Origin of the sequence: Paenibacillus sp. FSL R7-0297, from assembly GCF_038009025.1 — a bacterium.
In the GTDB taxonomy this organism is placed as follows: Bacteria; Bacillota; Bacilli; order Paenibacillales; family Paenibacillaceae; genus Paenibacillus_AQ.
This window is the reverse complement of the sequence record NZ_JBBPAQ010000001.1, coordinates 2195081-2215420: the sequence shown is the minus strand read 5'-3', so window position 1 is coordinate 2215420 and position 20340 is coordinate 2195081. Positions and strand designations below refer to the sequence as shown.

The following is a 20340-nucleotide window of genomic DNA, read 5'->3' as shown; positions in this document are numbered from 1 at the left end:
TCTCCTGTTAGATTTGTCTGATACCTTGAAGATGTGAATAAGAACATACGCACAGGAGGAATCTAACATGCCTATTCTGCGAATAGAGAATCTCAAGAAATATTATGGAAAAGGAGCGCAGACGGTCAAGGCTCTGGATAACGTATCTATGAATGTCGAGAAAGGGGAGTTCGTGGCAATCGTCGGCACGAGCGGCAGCGGAAAAAGTACACTGCTGCATATGCTCGGGGGTCTGGACCGCGCCACCGAAGGCAAGGTGTATGTCAACGGGCATGATATTTTTCAGATGAGTGATGAGAAGTTAACCATTTTCAGGCGCCGCTCTGTCGGATTCGTCTTCCAGAGCTATAATCTGGTGCCGATCCTGAATGTGCTCGCGAATATCGTCCTGCCCATTGAGCTTGACGGAGGCCAGATCGACCAGGAGTATCTGAACCTGATTATCACGAGTCTGGGACTGCAGGAGAAGATTCGCTATCTGCCTGCTGCACTCTCCGGCGGCCAGCAGCAGCGCGTGGCCATCGCAAGAGCGCTTGCGACCAAACCTTCCATTATCCTTGCTGATGAACCCACCGGCAACCTGGACAGCAAGACCAGCCAGGAGGTGCTTATCCTGCTGAAACAGCTCAGTGTCAAATTCGACCAGACTATTGTTATGATTACGCATAACGAAGCCATCGCCCAGATGGCGGACCGGATCATCCGCATTGAGGACGGCAGGATCGCCTCAGGATTAATGCAGGCACCCGGGGAGAGCCGGTTATGATCGCTACGAACAACCGGAAGACCGTATTCAACCTGGCGATGGCCAGCCTGCGGGCCAACCGGTTGCGAAATTTGGCGGCCATCTGCGCTATTGTGCTGACTACACTGCTTATTACTTCCATTTTCACTATGGCGCTGAGTATCAACCAATCTATGCAATATGCACAGATGAAAACAGCCGGAAGTGACTTCCACGGTGGCTTCAAATACCTTACTCCGGAAGAAGCCGCTACGCTGCGCAAGCATCCTTCAATTAAATTATATGACTACTCGCTTAGTTCCGGCAGGTTGGGGAATACAGAATTTAAGCATGATCCCGTTGAGGTGCTGCAGATTGATCAGGTCTATGCGGATCACAGCTTTATCGTGTTCACAGAGGGAGGATTGCCTACTGGAGAGAATGAGGTTGCCCTGAACACCTGGATTCTGGACAAGCTGGGGGTTCAGCCGGTGCTCGGCAAGGAAATCACGCTGCAGATAGATATTGGTGAGCGGATAATCAGCCAGAAGTTCACTCTGTCAGGCTATTATGAAGCGGACAAGGAGCTTGCGATGGCGGGACTGGCCTTTGTCTCGAAAGCTTTTACCGATAAAAACCTCTCAGACATCGATCCCGTACAATCAAGGGACAGCGGCTCCTACGTTAACACCTCAAATCTGAGTGTCATGTTCAGCAATTCCTTTCATATTGAGAGCAAGCTCAACAAGGTCCTGGCAGACACGGGAATTACGGCTCCTATCGGAATCAATTGGGCTTATTCCAGTGTATCTTTGGCGGAAAATGCAGTGAATATCATTCCATACGCCGCAGTTATCTTCATCATTATGCTTAGCGGCTACCTGCTTATTTATAATATTTTTTATATATCGGTGGTCCGTGATGTGAAGTTCTATGGCCTGCTGAAAATGATTGGCACCACCCCGAGACAACTGCGGAGAATCATCGCTATTCAAGCCAGGCTGCTATACCTCATTGCCCTGCCGTTCGGCCTTGGCTTCGGCTATCTAATCGGCAGATGGGTTACACCTCTGACCACTTCACTATCGGGGGAATTTAAAGGAAGTTCGCTTTCGTCCAGTCCATGGATTTTTGCAGGCGCAGCCCTCTTCTCCTTCCTGACCGTGTGGATCGCAGCGCATAAGCCTGGACGGCTGGCAGCGGACATCGCTCCCGTGGAAGCCGTTAAATTCTCAGGCGTTCAGAATGGCGGAGTGAAGACTCTAAGGTCCTCAAACCACGGGGCCAAGCTGCACCGGATGGCGTTCTCCAATCTGTTCCGGAGTAAAAAGAAGCTGAGCCTGATGTTATCTTCCCTCTTCTTAAGCATTCTGCTGTTTAACACGATATTCACCGTGATCTCCTCCATGGATGTCAATAAGTACCTCAGCGCCTATATTCATGGAGATTATATGATTCACAACAAGGGCATTATCCAGCCGGAGGGGGAACGCTCCGTCAATGAAACAGAGCTGTCCGAGGAACTGTGCGGTCAGCTGAGTCATATAGACGGGGTGAACAGTATCGATAAAGTCTATTATAGCCTGCTCACCGTTCCTCCGGATGATATCATCAGCGCTTCACTGAAGTCGTCATCCAATCCCCAGGGCATCCCTTCCCGGGTCCACACTCAGCTCTTCGGACTGGATTCAGGCTGGTACGATCTCGCAGAACAGGATGTGCTCGAAGGGGAATTCAACCGGGAGCAATTTGATTCCGGGGACTTCATACTGGTGACCCAGACTCTTACAGAGCCAGGCGCCTATGCAAGCTACTATCATCCCGGAGATAGGATCAGCTACCCCGGATTGAAGCAGAGCTACGAAGTGATGGCCGTGCTGAAATATGACGCTTTCTTCGCGGCAACCACCCAAACGTATTTCGGCAACGGCTACAATGCCTTCCTGCCTGCAGCCAAGCTCCGCCAAGCCACTTTGGAGAGCGGGACTCCAGCAGACATCCTCTCGCTTACCCTGCATGCAGATCCCGCCAAGCTTGATGAAACGGGACAATTGCTCAGGGAGGCTATCCGCCCGCTGGATGCTCTGCAGCTGAAATCCAGAGAGGATTACAGGCAGGAGTTAAGCGATAATATCCGTATCTTTGAGATTATCGGCTATGGCCTGAGTCTCGTAATCGCCCTTATAGGTCTGCTGAATTACATTAATTCTGTCCTTACCGGGGTGATCGCCCGCAGGCATGAATTTGCCGTGCTCGAGAGCATCGGGATGACTAAGAAACAGCTCAAACGGATGCTTGTTTACGAAGGCTTGTATACTGTACTGCTCACCGCTCTGCTTACCTCTACTATAGGCGTGCTGCTGACTTACGGGATCGCCAGGAATATTGCCGCGGGCATGGCCTATATGGAATTCCGCATGATGTGGCTGCCGTTCATTCTGGTCATCCCGGTACTGGCTGTCTTGTCTTATCTCATCACAATAAGTGCCTACAGACCGCTCGCACGCAGCCCGATCGTCGAACGGCTGCGTGAAATGGAATAAAGGCATGCTAAACGGGGCTGTCCCATAAGCCATGAAATGGCTGCTTGGGACGCCCCTTGTCTTTGGAGTCAGTTAAACGGTTGTGCTTGTGAGGACGCTCCGCGAACGGACCGTTGCTCCAATCGCTGTTGTGTCCAGATTTTTTGAATTCCCCTAAGCGGTGAAAATCCGGACACAAAGGCGACCGCTACCGCTTTTCCGCAATCAGTCCGTCCTCTCCGCTGGTTTCAGCGGAAAAACCATACTCGAAATCTTCATTGAAATCACAAAAAGAAATCGCCCTTTGGTAAAATGGAAGTACCAGCAACCATTTCAAAGGAGCGATTTCTTTGTACATTCAATATACCATGGACCAACTTTGCCTACCAATGGATTAAGAAGAAGATATCCCGAGCCATCACCTTGTTCGTGTCGTCAATACCGCCGTCAACCGCCTAGACGACGCTATCTTTGCCGCAGCGTACTGTGCGGGAGAACATCCCCTTCATGTGGCTGGCGGGTCGGCAGCATCCAGATTTCCGAACCCTCAACCGGTTCTGTTCCCACACATGAAAGAGATTCTCGAAACCGTGTTTACTGCCGTGTTGCAGTTCTTGGCCGAGGAAAAGCACGTCTCCCTAGATCATTATTTTGTAGACGGGACGAAGATTGAAGCGAATGCCAATCGGTACACCTTTGTTTTGGGGAAAGCCGTTGTTAAGCACAAAGCCAAATTGCAAGAGAAGGTGCATACCCTTTTTGCTACCATTGAGGCTGACGAACAGCGGGAAGAGCAAATTCAACAAGGCAGTGACCTAGCTGAACTCGGCGAAGGAACCGAATGGACCGGCGAGAAGTTAGAAACTGCCATTCAAAAGCTGGAAGCTCAGCTCCAGGAGAAATCGAAAGATAAACCACTGAAGAATAACCGGGGATTCCGGCGTTTCCTGCTTCGAGGGTTGTCAAAAGTGACGCTCGAAATCGGGTGGCTTTTGCTTGCCCATAACCTGCTAAAGCAGGCCACTACGGATCAAAAACGAAAACGAGTCAGTCTCCAATAACCCGGAGACTGACTCGTTTTTTTTCTTTTGCAGCTTTGAAGTGTCAAAAAACCGTCTCATACGTGAACAATATCTTCTTTTGGGATAGCCCCGTTTCAGCAGTTATTTGGCGAAGGCCCTCGACACCCAATCGCCCAGAATATCCTCATCGAGGAAGGGAGCCAGCGGCAGGAGTGCTGCCGCACCTTCTTTTTGGAAGATACGCTCAGCCAGTCCGTTCAGCGCCTCTTCACTGAGGAACGGAGCCAAGGGGAGCAGCGCTCCCGAGCCTTCCTGCTCAAAGACTGCCTCTGCCAGTTCATCCAGTAGCTCTTCTTCGAGGAACGGAGCCAGCGGGGGTAGCGCTCCCGGACCTTCTTTGGTAAAAGCGAGCTTGGCGCATTCCTCCAGCCCCTCCTCACTTACAAACGGGGCAAGCGCCACAAGTGCATGTTTTCCTCCTGCGGCATAAGCTTGCTTGGCAAGCTCGTCCAGCGTTTCCTCGCTCATAAACGGGGCCAGCTTCAGCAGCGGCTGAATCCCCTCCCGCTCAAACACCTCCACGGCGCATTTATCCAGCGTCTCTTCGCTTAAGAATGGCGCCAGTGCCAACAGATCGTCTACTGCCGCACCCACCTTCACATGCTCAAACGCTTCGCCGATCTGTTCATTTTGCAGCAGCGGGGCAAGGTCCGAAAGGTCTTGTGCCGTGCCTTCCCCCCGCTGGAAATAATCCCCCGTGGTCTGATCCAGCACACTTTCGATAATCCGGGAGCTGTGCCCCTGTCCTTCACCGAGGATCTCTCCGATCCCTACGCCAAAGATTTCTGCTAGCTCCGGAAGCTTGGAGATATCCGGCATACTTGCGCCTCTCTCCCAGTTGCTGACTGCCTGATAGCTGATCCCCAGCTTATCTGCGAGCCCCATTTGCGTAAGCCCGGCAGCTCCTCTCAATCTAACGATATTCCTGCCCACCTTCAACATGTCAAACATGCTTCCACCCCTTCGGCTAAGATGACCTCAGTGTACCGACCGCTGCTGTTTTTGTATATCAAGCGCTGCTTGAGTTGCCGCCCGCTGGGGCCTGCCACGGTAAATAGTTACCAGAACGACCGCTGCAATAATGATCACGGCTGCAATCAGTGTATTCAAGGTAAGCTGTTCACCGACCAGCAGCCAGCCAAGCAGTACCGCCACCACCGGATTGACGAAGGCATAGGTTGAGACGAGAGACGCGTCGGCATTCTTAAGCAGCCAGATGTAGGCCGTGTAGCCGATGATGGAGCCGAAGACGACCAGATAACCGAGTGCCAGATACGAGCGCATAGAAATGCCGGAGACATCAAGCCGGGACCAGTCCCCGGTGAAATAGGAGAAAATCATCAACAGCGCCCCTCCCGTCAGCATCTGTGCTGCCGTTGACATCAGCGGGGAATCCGGCATTGCAGCACTGCGTGAATACATCGACCCGACTGCCCAGCTTATGGAGGCTATTAATAAGGTAATAATACCGATCAGATCGGTGGCGGTCCCCGTATCTCCCTTCCCCGGCTGGAAGACCAGCACGGCAATACCCAGCAGCCCCAGTACAATCCCGGCGATGACACCGGTATTCGGACGTTTGCCGCCGCGGCCAAACCAGCCCATCAGCATCATCCAGACGGGAACCGCTGCAACGATCAGTGAAGCGATGGATGAAGATACTCTTTGCTCGGACCAGGCCACCACACCGTTGCCTCCAAGCAGCAGCAAGGCGCCGACAATCGCCGAAGACCGCCACTCGCGCCCGGCCGGACGCTTCGCTCCGCTTAATCTGGCAATACTATAGAGCACTGCACCGGCTGCAAAAAATCTCACTCCAGCCATCAGAAAAGGCGGCATCGTCTCAATCGCAATCTTCATGCCGACATAGGTGCCTCCCCAAAACAAATAAACGCACAATAGTGCAATACCAACCACGTACACCGGATTCACTTTCTTCTTCTGCGGCATACCGCTACACCCCCTTCAATCCGTCCTCATATATAGTAGATAAAATAAAAGTGGTCGAGGTTTCCTTAACGTCAGGAATACGGAGAATCTCGTCAAGCAGGAGCGTAAGCTCCTCCGGCGAGGTCACCCTTACCTTGAGCAGCATGCACCACTCTCCCGCCAGCCGCTGGCATTCGATGATGCTCACACCGGGGATTTGGATGCGGATAATCTGTTCTGCCGCCTCCTTAAAGCCCTGGCTGACCACCTTCACGGAGATCATGACCTTAATCTTCTGGTCCAGCTTGCTCCAGTCCACAATTCCCCTATATCCCTTGATCACTCCGCTTTTCTCCAGCTTGCCGACCCTTTGATGCACAGACGGCCGGGAGATATGCAGCAGCTTGCCGATCTCTTCATGAGACAGTCTCCCGTTCTCTTCCAGCAGCTTTAGAATTCTGACATCGAGTTCATCCACAAGACCGCCTCCTGGGCAAAATTATAGCATGATTTATATGAATAATGACTAATCGTTAGTGTTCATCAGTAGATTCAAACGTTTCGTAAGAAAAACAGGCAATAATATCGTTAATCGTTATAATAACGTCTCAAATCTATCAGGAGAATAACGAATCGTAGGTACGTTGGAACACGCCAAAAGCTCAAGCCATGGACCCTCAGCCGGAGAAGCCTGCTTAGGCCGCTGCTTGAGCGGGATGATGCTCGAGGATATTTGCTGCGGAGCTCCAGATTGGGGCGAAGGCGGAGAGAGCGTACAATAACCAACTGGCTGCATGAGTAAAACAAACGAGTTTGAAAAGGCTGGGTTGTATTGAATTGGGCTGAATCGAACCCAGTTTTCAACCCCAAACTATACTTAACCGGACTGACAGGACCCTATTTTACGAAAAGGACTGCTTTGTCCGGGCAAACGGACTCAGAATCCTCTATTTACTTCCGGGCACGCCAAAACAAGGGTCTTTGAGACATTTAGCGGAATCTGAGTCCGCGTAGGCTAAATAACAGGGTATTTTCGCTAAATAGGGGATTGTCAGTCCGGTTCCCGCAGGATATCGGTCTCCCCACAGTTGTGTACCCATGTCACAGATGAACTGGAGACGCAGACCTTCATTGCTCCGTCCGCAGTGACAGTGATCAGCAGTGACAGTGATCAGCAGCTACTTCTGTCCAGCGTCGGCGGCTTACGCATCCCCCGAACTACTTCTGTCCGGGCGCCAGCGGCAACTTTTTAACCGAGCACAGCAGCTACTCCCTGCCCGGCAAGCCGCCGCCGAATACCGTTCCTTCCGCAAGCCCCGACACGAACTGCTGCAGCCAGACATAATATTCAGCCGCATGCTTCAGCTTGTCCAGATCCTTGAGGCAGGCCAGCCGTTCCTCCTCCGGAGTGTCCTCCGCATCGATTAGCGCCTGCAGTTCAGGCACCACCGTCCCCATCGCCTCCTGCATCACATCAATCTCCCGCTGAAGCTTCAGCGTGAAGAAGTTCCGGAAGGCCTGGAAGAAATCAGTCTCCGCCGCATACAGCTCCTTCCGCTCACGCTTCTCCTCCAGCTTCGTAACCATCCGCGAAGCGATCAGGGAGCGGACACCGTAGCTCATATTGCTTTTGCTCATATTCATGACCTGCTTCATTTCCTCCAGCGTCATCGGCTTGTCCTCAAAGAACATAATTCCGTACAGCTGCCCGAAGGAATAATTCGCTCCATACAAATCCATCGTCTGCGCTATCGCATCAATCATCGGGCCGAGCAGCTGCTCCCGTGGCGAACGATGCGGGTTGTCCTCGCCAAATGCGGCCTGCTTCATCAGGGTAGCACCTCATTTTCGCATAGAATCTTCTCTCTACATTACACAAAACTGAAGCTTTGCGGCAGACTTACTACAAATTTTACACAAATTCCGAAGTATGTTTACTCCCGCTTGACCACAAGCCTCGCTCATGAGTGTACAATTTTTTTTGAACAGAGGAGCTGTCCTCTGCATTATACCGCACCAAACAATGTAGATGGAATGGGGTATTGGAACGAAAATGACACGTTCAAAGCTTATTAGCGGCCTTAAGCCCGTGCTATTCACGCTGCCGGCAATGGTCCCGTTCGCCCTGTTCTGGCTGGCACCGCTGCTGTATGTACTGTATCTCAGCTTCACGGAATGGGATTTCATGAGCCCGGAGAAAACCTTTGTCGGCCTGCAAAATTATACCGACCTGCTCAGCAATCCGGCTTTTTACCAAGCACTAAGAGTAACTGCGCTCTTCTGCGCGGGCAGTGTGCTGCCGATCATCCTGCTCGGACTGGGGCTTGCCCTGCTGATGAACCGCAAGCTGAAAGGCTCCGCACTCTATCAGGTGCTGCTGTTCTCGCCATGGGTCACACCTACAGTAGCCGTCTCTATCGTCTGGTCCTGGATTTATGAGCCTGATGTCGGCCTCGCCAATACGGTGCTGAGGTTCCTCGGCCTGGAGCCCATCGGCTGGCTGCAGGATCCCAAGTGGGCGCTGATTGGCGTGCTGCTCGTAACGATCTGGAAATCAGTAGGCTGGGCGATGATCTTCTATCTGGTGGCGCTGCGGAATGTGCCTTCCGATCTGCTGGAAGCCGGGGAGCTTGACGGGGCAAGTCCGGTGCAGAAGTTCCTCCGCATCACGCTGCCGCTGATCTCGCCGACCACACTGTTTCTGTTCGTGGTACAGCTCATCTCGGCGCTTCAGGCCTACGATCAGATTAATGTGCTGACGCAGGGAGGCCCGTCCGGCTCTACCCGCACCTTACTGTATCTGTATTATCAGTCCGCCTTCGAATCGTTCCAGATCGGAGAGGCTTCCACTGTAGCTGTCGTTCTGGTCTTCCTCTGCATGCTGCTGTCGGTGTTCTCCTTCAGCATCAGCAAGCGGACCACCCATTATCAATAGTAGTTATCTTTTCTTATCTTTCGTACAAGGAGGTCTCACCGCTTGCGTATGCTCACACGGCTCAGCGGACCGGCCCGCCAGATTTTTTTCGCCGCGCTTGCTCTGCTGATGGCCTTTCCGTTCTACTGGATGGTTACCAGCGCACTCAAAACCAATGATGAAATCTGGCGTTCCCCGCCCACGCTCTGGCCAGAGGTACCACTCTGGGGGAATTTCGCTGCAGCCTGGAATGAGGCCCCCTTCGCCAGATATATGGGCAACAGCATCTTCGTGGCTGTCTCCATCGTCATCCTGCAGACGATCAATTCCGGGATGATGGCGTATGCGCTGACGCATATGAAGTTCCGCCTGAAGGGTGTTTTTGCCGGAGTTATTCTGTTCGGTTACATGGTTCCGGCTACAGCCGTCTATCTGCCCGGATATCTGGTATTGTCCGAGCTGCATCTGCTGAACTCCTATGCCGGCCTGATTCTCTCTAATTGTGTAAGTATCTTCTCCATCTTCCTGATCAGACAAGCCTTCCTGCAGGTGTCGCATGAGCTGGTGGAGGCAGGTGAAGTGGATGGCGCTTCGCATATGCGGATTCTCTGGACGGTGCTGGTCCCGGTCACTCGGTCATCCTTCGCCGTACTGGCGCTGATTACCTTCATTGATCAGTACAACAATTATTTCTGGCCGATGCTGATTACGAAGGACCCGAGCCTGCAGCTGGTATCAGCCGGTCTGCGCAGCTTCTTCGTGGAAGGAGGTGCGTACGGACTGAAATGGCCGCTCATCATGGCCGCCAGCGCCTTCACAATTGCCCCGCTGCTGCTTGTCTTCCTGCTGGCGCAGAAAACGATTATGCAAAGTGTCAACATGACCGCAGGCTCCAGTAAAGGCTGAAATCTAACACTTCCAAACAAAGAGGAGAATGATGATGAACGTATTCAAAAGGTTGTCTGCAGTATCCATGATCGCCGGACTTTCCATACTCACCGCCTGTGGCGGTAATTCTGCTTCGGGAAATGCTACGGCGGCTAACGGTGCAGCTACAGTACCTGCTGCCAATGCTGCTCCAGCCTCAAGCGCTGCTCCGGTCTCAAACGAACCGGTAACCATTGAATTCTGGTATGGACTCGGCGGCAAGCTAGGTGAAAATATGGAATCGCTCATTCAGAAATTCAATGCCTCCCAGCAGGAGGTCATCGTCAAGGGCATTGTGCAGGCAGATTATACAGAAACCGAACAGAAGCTTCAGGCAGCGATCGCTACCGGGCAGGTTCCGGCAGCCGTGCTCTCCTCCAATATAGACTGGGCCCGCAAAGGCTACTTCGCAGCGATGGATGAGCTGATTGCCGGGCAGCCGGATTTCAATCAGGCGGATTTCGTCCAGACCTTCCTGAGCCAGGGCCAGGTTGACGGCAAGCAGTACTTCCTTCCGATGTATGGAACGACACAGGTGATGTACTACCGTAAGGATGCTTTTGAGAAAGCCGGCATTGATGCCAGCCAGATTAAGACCTGGGAAGACCTCGCTGCAGCTGCCAAGAAAATGACAGTCACAGAAGGCGGCAAAACCAGCTTCTACGGCTGGGAGCCAATGTGGGGCTCCGGCAATATGATTGACGCTGTCCTCAGTAAGGGCGGCAATATTCTCAGTGAGGATGGCAAGACAGTGACGATCGACTCTCCTGAATGGATCGAGACCTGGGACTTCTTCCGCCAGTCGATTCATGAAGACAAGACTATGCGTATTCACTCCGGTGGACAAGGCTGGGAGTACTGGTACAAGACGATTGACGATGTAATGAAAGGCCAGGCGGCCGGATACACCGGCTCCAGCGGCGACCAGGGCGATCTCGACTTCAGCATCGTCTCCGCGATGGAGCAGCCGGGCTGGGCCGGAGTCGGCGAAGGCAAACCTGTAGCCCAGGCGATCATGGCTGGTATTCCTGCCAAGGCCGGAGATGCCGAGCAGCAGGCCGCTATGAAGTGGCTGGCCTACTTCACAAACTCCGAGAATACCGCCTTCTGGTCAATTAATACCGGATATATTTCCGTACGCCAGTCCGCACTCGAAGATCCGGCATTCGTCACCTTCAGTGAGACTAATCCGCAGATCAAAATCCCGTTACAGCAGGCATCCCACGCCTCCGCTCCTTTCCAGGACCCTACCGGCGGCAAAATCAACGATGCCCTGACGATCGCTGCGGACAAGGTGCAGATTGAGAATATTTCGGCGGCTGAAGCTCTTAAAGAAGCGCAGCAAACCGCCCAGGCGGCGCTGGATAAACTGAAATAACCGGCAATTCAGGCTCTAAACACTTCAGGCAATGAACTATCAGATACAGGAGGACAGCAGCATGCCTACGCTCATCACCCCGCACGGGGAGCATTCCATATCCGCCATCCTGTTCGACAAGGATGGCACCCTCCTGGAGTTCGTCTCCCTCTGGGGCAGCTGGGGCGAGTGTTTCCTCGCCCGGTTCTCCCGGCAGCTCCAGCAGCGCGGCCTTGAATTTCCGGCGCAGCACCTGGCCTCGCTGCTCGGGACTGTTCACGATGTTAACGGCAGAATTATTGATTATGACCGTAACGGCCCCTTGGCCATGGGCACCATGAGCGATCTCTATGCCATTCTGTCCTGGCAGGGTTATCTGCTTGGCTTATCCTGGGCAGAGTCGATGGAACTGACTGACCGCTGCCGCCAGGAGGCGGATGCATTAATGGAGCAGAGCAAGCCAGTGCTCCCGCTCCCCGGCCTGCTGCATTTCCTTGACGAGTGCGCAGCCGAAGGAATTCCGCTGGCCGTAGTCACTGCCGATGAAACCGCAGCGGCGGAGAATCATCTCCGCTGGCTCGGCATCCGCGGGTATTTCAGCGCCGTGATCGGCACAGACCAGGTGGAGCGCGGCAAGCCCTTCCCCGACATGGCGCTGCTGGCCTGCGAACGGCTGGGGATACAGCCGGCCGAAGCTGCCGTGATCGGCGACACGAACGGCGATATGCGGATGGCCAAGGCTGCCGGGGCAGCTGTGGCCATCGGGATTGCCGGCAATGCGGCAGCCGGGACGGCAGCTGCTGCAGCTACGGCCAGAGTAGGTGCAGCCACCAGCCCGGCTGGCGCGAATGCAGCGGCAATAGAACGGGCTGCTGGCAGTAGCCGTGCGGCAGATACACGGCCTGTACGCAATCTTTTGCCGGATGCGGATTGTTTAGTGCAGTCTTATGCGGAGCTTGGTATAGGAAGGATCGCACGATGAGGGCCGAGGGGGCCTTAGCCTGGGTGTTTCTCGCAATGGCAATTGTGTTCGAGCTCTCCGGAACCCTCTCCATGAAACTATCCCACGGCTTCACCCGGCCCTGGCCCTCCGTGCTGATGTTCCTGTTCTACGGGATCAGCTTCACCTCGCTCAATGTTGCCCTTACCTCCATCAAAGTTGGAGTGGCTTATGCGGTATGGTCGGGGGCAGGCATCATCCTGATCTCCGTGGCGGGCGCGCTTTTTTTTGAAGAACGGCTGACCTTCTCCTCACTCTTGTGGGTGACCGTAATCGTAGCCGGCATTGTGGGCCTAAACATCAGTGCCAAAGGGCATTAGGAAGATATTCACACATCATCAAAGGAGGCTCACCCTGCGAATGAACACAAGCGGACATGGCGGACAACCGCCGCTGTTAACCTTCCAGATTATTACCGACACCCACGTCACGGCCGATCCGGCACATGAATACAATCTGAATTTCCAACGGGCACTGCAGGATTTGGCCGTACATGCGCAGGGCAGCAGCGGAATTATGCATATCGGGGATATCACGGATCATGGTTTCGTGGAGGAATATGCAGAGGTCCACCGTATTCTTCAGCTGCATCAGGCATCGCTGTCGGAGATCCGCTACACCTTGGGCAATCATGATGTGGGCCTCGGCCACTGGGAATCCCGCCTGGCGATGTACACCTCCCGTATGGGTATGCCTGGTCCCTATCATGACCATTGGACCGGCGGGTATCATTTCATCTTCCTTGGAACGGAGGAGGGTCTGCCCACGTTCTGTAATCTGTCGGACGAACAGCTTAAGTGGCTGGACCGTAAACTCGGAGAACGGGCACCGGACAATCAGCAGCCTGACGGGCAGATGGAGCTGGAGCTCGGTGCAGCCGCGCCGCCGGATCAGCCGGTCTTTCTCTTCCTGCATCAGCCGCTGAAGGATACGGTGGCCGGTTCACTGGAGTCACAGGAGTGGTATGGCGTTACTCAAGACAAAGAGCTGCGCTCCATTCTGGCGAAGTATCCACAGACGCTGCTCTTCACCGGACATACCCACTGGGAGCTGGAGGCCGGCAATACGATGTACCCCGGCAACGGGGAGATAGCTACCATGTTCAACGCCGCTTCTGTCGCCTACCTCTGGACGAATGCGGATGAGCACAAGACGGGCAGCCAGGGCTTCTATGTGGAGGTCTACGCTGACAAGGTGCTTGTACGGGGACGCGACTTCACTACGGGAACCTGGGTGGAAGCGGCGCAGTATGAGGTTGTTACTGAGAGAAATATGACCAAACAGTAGTTCAAGCCTAACCAAATCACAACATAACAAGCATAACAAATCAGCGATTCTCTGCAAGTAGTAGAATCGCTGATTTGTTATGCCTTAGTTCAGCTTCGCAAATCAGTACATTCGAGGCACAGGATAGGTAAAAATATCTCATAATTTCAATTTATAGTTATATAAATGGTATTAATATCCATTTCATTGATTATGGTTTTTACTTGTTGTTCTAATAGTTCTCCGTAGCTAGCAGGAATCGGCGACTAAAAAGTGAAAGTTTATTGACAGCTGACATCTCTTCTATCCTCGTATAGTTTCCCGCCCAATTCGAAGAAAACTTTAATGCAGAATTATTAACTGTATAAACTGACTCTTCTAATTTGCAAGATACTCTATGTGCTGCTAAAAAATTTGATATTAAATAATTTTTCCATCTATTTTCCCAAACCAGAAATGGCCTATTGATTCGAAGGCAATTTTAATGCTTTAAAAACTTCAAAACATTCGATATAACTATCATTTCATAAACAATACTGAACAAATAGATAGTGAATGCTCTAAAACAATTGACACACTATATCGGATGGAAGATAATACTATTAATTGAACTCTATAAGGAGTAAAGAGATTTATGACATATCGCATAATTGTTGGTATTGTTGCTGATTATTTAGGGATACTATCATTTGGAGTTTCATTAATTGTTTTAGGATTCTCTAAAAGTATTAAACAAAAAGTACAGGAGTTCAATGAGTTTTACAACTTCTCTATTGACAAAAGTGTACTAAAAGAAGAGTTTGAGTCATTGATAAACTATGATGGGAAGAATGGAATTTATAGAGTAGACTCTAAAACCTTATCTCAAATTAACAAATCACTTAGAAAACTTGAAAATTACGAGCAATTTATGTCTGCGTCGGATAAACAGGCTGTCAGTAAAATACAGACACTAATTGCTTCACCTCCTTTAACAGATGTACAAAAAGATGAGTTGATCAATACATTACATAAAATAATAGGTTTCCTAGAATTAGATCATAGAACACAGTATAACAAATAAGAGGTGAGCGAATGTCTCCGAAAAAGTTCTTTAAAGCCCTTGTTAATGGCACAAATACAAATAACCTGAAGTGGCATGTAGCACCAAAATCTTCCTACCGATTATTTACAAATATTTCGTCGGGTATTGTTGATGCTTACTTCACAGAATATAGAAAGGATACACTAATTGTTGTTTACCAATACAAGACTGAAAATGATAATGGTGAAGAAGAAGTTAGTTATTACATAAGTATTTGTGATTCCAATTTTAAATTCAAATATGAATTTACTCAGAAAGAATTAAATGCTTATGGAACGGAAATGTTCCAATTCTACAAAAGTCTTCAACGTTCAGCGAATAACATTAACATTTTCATGGAAGAATTCGTTAAAGACTTTGGTTCTGATGACGATGATGATTTACCATTTTGATGAAAAACACCTGTTATTATTAATGGTACTTATATTTGTTCATAATAAGTAGTAGCATTTCTTTGCAATAGACGAAGTGCTTTTTTTGTCATGGTAGCTGCGATACCCAAATAGTTTAGTTGTATTTAAATATCTGTTACAGTCTCATTTAATATAATCATATGGTTCTTCCCTTTTTAGCCACTCAACGTTTAAGCTAATTGTCTTACTCTAATAATTCTATTAATATTTTATTCAGCATCTCAGCAGAAACTTCCTTAGAATCCCGTACGGATGTCTGGATACTCTATATTCACTCACCCTTGTAGTAAATGGAATATACTCAAAAGATGCTATCAATAAGGTAGGATAATATTCCTAACATAAAGTTGAATTCGCATAAAAAGACGACCTTCTTTCCCTGGAGAAGGTCGTCTTTTTGTTTTCAATAATTGACTACAATCAAAAAGCAGGCAGCGCAATATCCGCATAATTATCCTCAAGGAACTTCTTCACTTCCGGGCCGCTGATCGCTTTGGCCAGCTTCTGGATCGCCTCGGAATCCTTGTTGTCCTCACGGGCAACAAGCGTGATCGTAAATGCGGAATCCTCACCTTCGGTGATCAGCGCATCCTTCTTGGGGGTCAGGCCGAGCGGGCTGGCATACGCCGGAGTCATCGCCACCAGGTCCGCATCATCCAGCATCCGGGCCAGCATCAGCAGATCGACCTCCTCGAACTTATAGTTCTTGGTATTGGCGGTAATGTCCGCCTGGGTCGCCTGAATGCCTACACCTTCCTTCAGCGTAATCAGTCCGGCATCCGCGAACATTTGCAGGGAGCGTCCGATATTCGAAGGATCATTCGCCATTACGAGGGTTGCTCCATCAGGCAGTTCATCAATGCTCTTATAGCGTTTGGAGTAACCGCCATAGATGGCATCATATACTGGCTGAACCGCAACGAGCTTCGCATCTTTGCTGGCATTGAACTGCTCCATGTATGGCACATGCTGGAAGAAGTTCGCGTCCACCTCTTTGTTCGCCAGCGCTTCGTTCGGCTGCACATTATCGGACAGCACCACAACCTCCATGTCCACGCCTTCTTCCTTCAGGATCGGCTTCACGATATCAAGGATATCCGTCATTGGCGGAATCAGCGAGGCTACCTTGATCTTCACAGATTCAGTGCTGGTGGCAGCCGGTGTCTCTTCTGCTTCCTTGTTGTTTCCGCAGCCCGCAAGGGCAAGTACCAATACGAGCAGTGTTAATCCGAAGGCAGCTTTCATTCTTGTTGCGGCTCTCTTAACCGTCCCGTTCCCTGCAATTATCGACTTCTTCATTATTATCTCCAGCCCCCATTGTTATATAGTTACTCAGCGTTTATCTAGCAGTCTTGCCAGTGTACTTCCTGTGAACTGAATCAATTGCACCAGCACAATCATGACGAGTATGGCGTAGATCATCACTTCTGTCTCGAACCGCTGATACCCGTAGCGGATAGCGAAATCGCCAACCCCGCCGCCGCCGACCACACCCATTACTGTTGAAAAAGAAATGAAGCTGATCGTAGAGGCAGTCAATCCCAGCACCAGTCCGGAACGGGCCTCCACATACAGAAACTTAAAGATCACTCCCAGTCTGGATGCCCCCATGGATAACGCCGCTTCTATCGTTCCTCTGGGAACCTCCAGCAGAGACTGCTCCACCAGCCGTGAATAATAGGCAATAGCGACGATAGACAGCGGCACCGTTGCCGCCAGCGTGCCAATCGCCGTTCCCACTACCAGGCGGGTGAACGGAATCAGAGCCACTACCAGCAGCAGGAACGGAAACGAACGCACCACATTTACGATGCTGTTCAGTATGAGCGACAAGCTTCTATTCTCATACAATTGGCCTTTACGGCAAAAATACAGCAGTGTCCCCAGCGGAAGCCCCAGCAGCAGCGCAGACCCCACGGAGATTCCGACCATCACAAAGGTCTCTCCGATCGACTGCCACATCTGATCCTGATACTTCAGCATGCTCTCAAACATAGGGTTCCCCCGTTCTTCCCGTAATTCTCTCCCGGTAGGAGCCCAAATGGCTCCCCGGCGGAAGAAAGCCGACCTCCTCCCGGGAAAAGAAATCAACCATCCGCCCGCTCTCCATTACAGATACCTCTGAGCAGATGCTCCGGACGACATCCAGCTCATGGGTAACTATAACGACAGTAACACCGAGCGAATCATTGATGTGGCGGAGTACACCCAGGATATCCGCCGTGGTGCCCGGATCAAGCGCGGAGGTCGGCTCATCGCACAGCAGCAGCTTCGGATTGTTCGCCAGCGCCCGGGCAATCGCTACCCGCTGGAGCTGGCCGCCGCTGAGCTGTGCCGGATACTGATTAGCTTTGTCTGCAAGCCCGACAAACTGCAGACATTCCAGCGCCCGCTTCATCCGTCCGGCACGCGGCACTCCGGCAAGCTCCAGCGGAATCGCCACATTGCGGCTGACGGTGGCATTGCCGACAAGATTGAACTGCTGAAAGATCATGCCGATTCTTTGCCGCTGCCGCCGCAGCTCCTTGTCCGGCAGCTCTGTAAGCAGCTTGCCGTCTACAGTAACCGTTCCCCTATCGGGCCGCTCCAGCAGATTAATCAGCCGCAGAAGTGTAGATTTGCCGGCACCGCTTGCCCCGATAATGCCGTGTATAGCACCCGTCTTCACTTCAAGCGATACATTGTCCACAGCAGTATAAGGGCCGGCCTTCAGAGCGAAGCTTTTGCTAACCTGACTCAGTGATAAAATATGAAGCCCTCCTCAATAGACTGCCTGAACTACAGCTCTCCACCTTCGGCTGTATTGTACTATAATTATTTAAAATCTGTTTTGTTAAAAATCTCTTTAAATAATAAGGCATTTCTTCCGCTGTGTCATCATTTTTCTCAAAATGATTGTTAAGCGCTCCGGAAGAGAAACCCATTATAAGGATGCCCCTGGTCCGTTTGGGATTATTCTTATATATAGCAAAAAAGGATGCGGCCCTAATAGGACCACATCCTTTTTTGCTATTTTACAAGTAAAATCTCCTCCGCTCAGCCAGAAACACGGCTTCATAGCGCTCTGCCTGCAGCTCAAGCAGTTCCGGTAGTCGGATCAGGTAGAGCAGCGCCGTTCTGTCCGCCTATTCCTTCACACTGCCGACATTCAAGCCCACTACAAAGTACTTCTGCATAAACGGATACACCAGCAGGATAGGCACAGAGGCCACGACTGTGATAGCTGCCCGTATAGAGAGTGGTGTCACCATCGCTCTTGCCGAATTCTGATCCATCCCCACCCCATTCTGTACGGTTGGGTTACCGTTGGAATTCATCGTTGAGGACAGCAGCTTCATCAGCTCATATTGCAGCGTACTGAGATTCTGTCTGGATGAGGTATAGATAAAGGCATCGAACCAGGAGTTCCACGCGCCGACAGCCACGAACAGGGCGATGGTCGCCAGCACCGGCTTGCAGAGCGGAAACACCACCCGCATGAATATTCTGAAATCCCCGGCGCCGTCTATCTTCGCCGATTCCAAGAGGCTCTCCGGAATGGTTCCGATATAGGTACGGATGACGATCATATTGAATGCGCTGATCATCGAAGGGAAAATATACACCCAGAAGCTGTTTAACAGGTGCAGATCCTTGATCAGGAAATAGTTCGGGATCAGACCGGCGCTGAAATACATCGTAAGCACAAAGATAACAGTAATCGGCTGACGGAATACATATTCCCTGCGGCTTAAGGTGTATGCAAGCATGGTGGTCAGAAAAATATTGAGTATCGTAGAAATCACTGTACGGGCTACTGAAACCAGGAAAGCGTCAAAAATAGTTCCCGTGGCAAAAATTGCCCTGTAATTCTGAAAAGTCCATTCTCTCGGCCATAAGTAAATACCGCCGCGGATTGTATCGTTCCCTTCATTAAACGAAACAGCTATCGTGTTGATGAATGGATATAATGTCACAACCACCAGACAGACCATAAAGAGCGTATTGAAGGAAGTGAACAGAATCGGCTCAAGCCTTCCGGTACCTAGACTCCTTTTCACCGTATAGCCTGCATTTGGCCCAGGGCTAATGTGTCGGTTATCCATCATTATAACAACCTCTCTTCCCCAAGCCGCTTGGAAATCCCATTAGCCATAAGCAGCAAGGTTACACTGACAACTGTTTTGAAAATCCCGCCCGCAGTGGCGAGTGAATAATTCCCTTGGGCAAGCCCGTATTTAAGCACGAAGATATCTATCGTCTCCGCCCAGTCCACTACCAGCCCGTTGCCGAGCAGATACTGCACTTCAAAGCCTGCTTCCAGGACATGTCCTATGGACATAATCATCAGAATTACAATCGTTGCTTTGATACCAGGCAGGGTTACAAACATCATCTTCTTGTAACGGTTCGCACCGTCAATTTCGGCAGCTTCATAAAGGGCAGGGTCAATGGAGGCAATGGCCGCCAGATAAATAATGGTATTCCATCCTACTTCCTTCCACACATGCGAAGCCCCTACGATTCCCCAGAAATACTTTCCTTCACTAAGCCATAGAATCGGCTCTTTAATCAGATGCAGCTTCATCAGAACGATATTTACAATCCCATCGTTAATGGAGAGCGAGGTGGCCACAATGCCGGTAACGATAATCCATGACAGGAAGTGGGGCAGATAAGAGATTGTCTGCACAGTCCTTTTCCAGAAGACCTTCTTGATTTCATTCAGCAGCAGCGCAAGCACTATGGCTGTAACAAAACCGAGGATCAGATTGATAAGCCCCATCGCCAGCGTGTTGCGCAGTACACGAATAAAGTTATCATCTGTAAACAGAAACCTGAATTGCTTGAGTCCCACCCATTCCTGTTCACCGAAGGACTTCGCCGGCTTGTAATTCTGAAAGGCCATGGTCCAGCCCCAAACGGGAACATAGGCAAAAAGAATAATGTAGAGCATCAAGGGCACAGACATCCAAATAAGCTGATTCTGGTTTCTGATCAAGCGCCAGGTAATCGGCTGTTTTTTCTTCTTTCGGTTCTTCGGATGCCGGACGACAGTATCTATTTCTAGGGTCTCATCCATATTCGTTGTCTCCTACTCCATGAAATTAATTTAGCAAGTGGAAGGCCCTGATCGGCCCTC

General features: G+C 50.9%; 19 protein-coding genes and 1 pseudogene. 11 read left to right on the top strand and 9 right to left on the bottom strand.

The features are described from left to right. The first annotated feature begins 67 nt into the window (after positions 1 to 67). The 3 genes and pseudogenes from MKZ24_RS09790 to MKZ24_RS09775 form a co-directional block, all read left to right on the top strand. Positions 68 to 766, top strand: coding sequence for an ABC transporter ATP-binding protein (locus tag MKZ24_RS09790; RefSeq protein ID WP_340782461.1), 699 nt, complete (start codon positions 68 to 70; stop codon positions 764 to 766). Next, a complete protein-coding gene (locus MKZ24_RS09785) occupies positions 763 to 3267 on the top strand; it encodes an ABC transporter permease (protein WP_340782459.1) in 2505 nt (834 codons plus the stop codon). The genes MKZ24_RS09790 and MKZ24_RS09785 overlap by 4 nt, the downstream gene beginning before the upstream one ends. A gap of 386 nt (positions 3268 to 3653) precedes the next feature. Further along, positions 3654 to 4214: pseudogene (locus MKZ24_RS09775) on the top strand (transposase); the annotation flags it as partial. A 195-nt stretch (positions 4215 to 4409) separates the two neighbouring features. On the opposite strand, the gene MKZ24_RS09770 reads toward MKZ24_RS09775, so the two are convergent. From MKZ24_RS09770 to MKZ24_RS09755, 4 genes are all read right to left on the bottom strand, one after another. Beyond that, on the bottom strand, positions 4410 to 5279 hold the full coding sequence (locus MKZ24_RS09770) for a helix-turn-helix domain-containing protein (protein ID WP_052416734.1): 870 nt from the start codon (positions 5277 to 5279) through the stop codon (positions 4410 to 4412). 27 nt (positions 5280 to 5306) lie between these two features. Beyond that, positions 5307 to 6278 (bottom strand): drug/metabolite exporter YedA, encoded by a 972-nt coding sequence (gene yedA / locus MKZ24_RS09765; protein WP_340782456.1) that lies wholly within the window; start codon positions 6276 to 6278, stop codon positions 5307 to 5309. A 4-nt stretch (positions 6279 to 6282) separates the two neighbouring features. After that, on the bottom strand, positions 6283 to 6735 hold the full coding sequence (locus MKZ24_RS09760) for an Lrp/AsnC family transcriptional regulator (protein WP_042239606.1): 453 nt from the start codon (positions 6733 to 6735) through the stop codon (positions 6283 to 6285). Positions 6736 to 7523: 788 nt separating this feature from the next. Then, positions 7524 to 8087, bottom strand: coding sequence for a GbsR/MarR family transcriptional regulator (locus MKZ24_RS09755; protein WP_042239608.1), 564 nt, complete (start codon positions 8085 to 8087; stop codon positions 7524 to 7526). Positions 8088 to 8310: 223 nt separating this feature from the next. Between MKZ24_RS09755 and MKZ24_RS09750 the strand changes: the two genes are divergently transcribed. The 8 genes from MKZ24_RS09750 (at position 8311) to MKZ24_RS09715 (ending at position 15197) form a co-directional block, all read left to right on the top strand. Further along, positions 8311 to 9192 (top strand): carbohydrate ABC transporter permease, encoded by an 882-nt coding sequence (locus MKZ24_RS09750; protein ID WP_042243491.1) that lies wholly within the window; start codon positions 8311 to 8313, stop codon positions 9190 to 9192. A gap of 48 nt (positions 9193 to 9240) precedes the next feature. Further along, on the top strand, positions 9241 to 10077 hold the full coding sequence (locus MKZ24_RS09745; protein WP_039307391.1) for a carbohydrate ABC transporter permease: 837 nt from the start codon (positions 9241 to 9243) through the stop codon (positions 10075 to 10077). A gap of 34 nt (positions 10078 to 10111) precedes the next feature. Beyond that, the gene (locus MKZ24_RS09740; RefSeq protein ID WP_340790117.1) at positions 10112 to 11476 is read left to right on the top strand and encodes an ABC transporter substrate-binding protein; all 1365 of its coding nucleotides are present in this window, start codon (positions 10112 to 10114) and stop codon (positions 11474 to 11476) included. A 61-nt stretch (positions 11477 to 11537) separates the two neighbouring features. Next, positions 11538 to 12437, top strand: coding sequence for an HAD family hydrolase (locus MKZ24_RS09735; protein WP_340782452.1), 900 nt, complete (start codon positions 11538 to 11540; stop codon positions 12435 to 12437). After that, complete coding sequence (locus MKZ24_RS09730) at positions 12434 to 12775, top strand: DMT family transporter (RefSeq protein WP_039307319.1); 342 nt, start codon at positions 12434 to 12436, stop codon at positions 12773 to 12775. Before MKZ24_RS09735 ends, MKZ24_RS09730 begins: the two co-directional genes overlap by 4 nt. A gap of 40 nt (positions 12776 to 12815) precedes the next feature. Next, positions 12816 to 13742, top strand: coding sequence for a metallophosphoesterase family protein (locus MKZ24_RS09725; protein WP_340782449.1), 927 nt, complete (start codon positions 12816 to 12818; stop codon positions 13740 to 13742). Positions 13743 to 14355: 613 nt separating this feature from the next. Further along, positions 14356 to 14784: a hypothetical protein gene (locus MKZ24_RS09720; protein ID WP_340782446.1), complete on the top strand. Its 429-nt coding sequence runs from the start codon at positions 14356 to 14358 to the stop codon at positions 14782 to 14784. Positions 14785 to 14795: 11 nt separating this feature from the next. Continuing rightward, a complete protein-coding gene (locus tag MKZ24_RS09715) occupies positions 14796 to 15197 on the top strand; it encodes a hypothetical protein (RefSeq protein ID WP_340782444.1) in 402 nt (133 codons plus the stop codon). A 441-nt stretch (positions 15198 to 15638) separates the two neighbouring features. On the opposite strand, the gene MKZ24_RS09710 is transcribed toward MKZ24_RS09715, so the two are convergent. The 5 genes from MKZ24_RS09710 to MKZ24_RS09690 form a co-directional block, all read right to left on the bottom strand. Then, positions 15639 to 16463, bottom strand: a complete 825-nt coding sequence (locus MKZ24_RS09710; protein ID WP_340790115.1) for a MetQ/NlpA family ABC transporter substrate-binding protein — start codon at positions 16461 to 16463, stop codon at positions 15639 to 15641. Positions 16464 to 16550: 87 nt separating this feature from the next. After that, positions 16551 to 17213, bottom strand: coding sequence for a methionine ABC transporter permease (locus tag MKZ24_RS09705; protein ID WP_042239616.1), 663 nt, complete (start codon positions 17211 to 17213; stop codon positions 16551 to 16553). Then, entirely contained in the window at positions 17206 to 17967 is a 762-nt protein-coding gene (locus MKZ24_RS09700; protein WP_340790112.1) for a methionine ABC transporter ATP-binding protein, read from the bottom strand. The genes MKZ24_RS09705 and MKZ24_RS09700 overlap by 8 nt, the downstream gene beginning before the upstream one ends. A gap of 376 nt (positions 17968 to 18343) precedes the next feature. Beyond that, positions 18344 to 19303: a carbohydrate ABC transporter permease gene (locus MKZ24_RS09695; protein WP_081956826.1), complete on the bottom strand. Its 960-nt coding sequence runs from the start codon at positions 19301 to 19303 to the stop codon at positions 18344 to 18346. Positions 19304 to 19305: 2 nt separating this feature from the next. After that, the gene (locus tag MKZ24_RS09690; protein WP_042239620.1) at positions 19306 to 20280 is read right to left on the bottom strand and encodes an ABC transporter permease; all 975 of its coding nucleotides are present in this window, start codon (positions 20278 to 20280) and stop codon (positions 19306 to 19308) included. Positions 20281 to 20340: the final 60 nt, after the last annotated feature.

Coding starts and splice junctions, on each gene's coding strand:
- MKZ24_RS09690 (WP_042239620.1), bottom strand. CDS start 20,280: ATGGATGAGACCCTAGAAATAGATACTGTCGTCCGGCATCCGAAGAAC.
- yedA (WP_340782456.1), bottom strand. CDS start 6,278: ATGCCGCAGAAGAAGAAAGTGAATCCGGTGTACGTGGTTGGTATTGCA.
- MKZ24_RS09715 (WP_340782444.1), top strand. CDS start 14,796: ATGTCTCCGAAAAAGTTCTTTAAAGCCCTTGTTAATGGCACAAATACA.
- MKZ24_RS09720 (WP_340782446.1), top strand. CDS start 14,356: ATGACATATCGCATAATTGTTGGTATTGTTGCTGATTATTTAGGGATA.
- MKZ24_RS09750 (WP_042243491.1), top strand. CDS start 8,311: ATGACACGTTCAAAGCTTATTAGCGGCCTTAAGCCCGTGCTATTCACG.
- MKZ24_RS09735 (WP_340782452.1), top strand. CDS start 11,538: ATGCCTACGCTCATCACCCCGCACGGGGAGCATTCCATATCCGCCATC.
- MKZ24_RS09725 (WP_340782449.1), top strand. CDS start 12,816: ATGAACACAAGCGGACATGGCGGACAACCGCCGCTGTTAACCTTCCAG.
- MKZ24_RS09740 (WP_340790117.1), top strand. CDS start 10,112: ATGAACGTATTCAAAAGGTTGTCTGCAGTATCCATGATCGCCGGACTT.
- MKZ24_RS09755 (WP_042239608.1), bottom strand. CDS start 8,087: ATGAAGCAGGCCGCATTTGGCGAGGACAACCCGCATCGTTCGCCACGG.
- MKZ24_RS09705 (WP_042239616.1), bottom strand. CDS start 17,213: ATGTTTGAGAGCATGCTGAAGTATCAGGATCAGATGTGGCAGTCGATC.
- MKZ24_RS09790 (WP_340782461.1), top strand. CDS start 68: ATGCCTATTCTGCGAATAGAGAATCTCAAGAAATATTATGGAAAAGGA.
- MKZ24_RS09785 (WP_340782459.1), top strand. CDS start 763: ATGATCGCTACGAACAACCGGAAGACCGTATTCAACCTGGCGATGGCC.
- MKZ24_RS09695 (WP_081956826.1), bottom strand. CDS start 19,303: ATGGATAACCGACACATTAGCCCTGGGCCAAATGCAGGCTATACGGTG.
- MKZ24_RS09710 (WP_340790115.1), bottom strand. CDS start 16,463: ATGAAAGCTGCCTTCGGATTAACACTGCTCGTATTGGTACTTGCCCTT.
- MKZ24_RS09745 (WP_039307391.1), top strand. CDS start 9,241: ATGCTCACACGGCTCAGCGGACCGGCCCGCCAGATTTTTTTCGCCGCG.
- MKZ24_RS09770 (WP_052416734.1), bottom strand. CDS start 5,279: ATGTTTGACATGTTGAAGGTGGGCAGGAATATCGTTAGATTGAGAGGA.
- MKZ24_RS09730 (WP_039307319.1), top strand. CDS start 12,434: ATGAGGGCCGAGGGGGCCTTAGCCTGGGTGTTTCTCGCAATGGCAATT.